The following is a 242-nucleotide window of genomic DNA, read 5'->3' as shown; positions in this document are numbered from 1 at the left end:
CCCGATTCGAACACCACCAGCAGCTGTATCGCCGTGCTCGCCAACGGCACCGCGGTTATCGAGCGCCTAGCCTTGGCATGGCCCGAGCGCACGCCTGGGCAGATGTTCTCCATGCTGGACTGGATCAAGGACGACTACACGGGATGCAAGCAGGTCATTGTTCAATCAGGTCCTGATGAGGTGCTAACCAAGGCCTACATCTCCGCCATGATCAACGTCGCGGTGCCGGAAATCATCGGCCC

The 242-nt window shown here is 59.9% G+C and carries 1 protein-coding gene; it reads left to right on the top strand.

Annotated elements, in window-relative coordinates:
* Window positions 1–242: type IV secretion system DNA-binding domain-containing protein (locus tag RMT89_RS45075; protein WP_315889541.1), on the top strand; the 242-nt coding region annotated here is incomplete at both ends.

This window comes from Streptomyces sp. P17, from assembly GCF_032436805.1.
Classification (GTDB): Bacteria; Actinomycetota; Actinomycetes; order Streptomycetales; family Streptomycetaceae; genus Streptomyces.
Note: the sequence above shows the minus strand (reverse complement) of the source record. Positions and strands in the feature narration are given on the sequence as shown.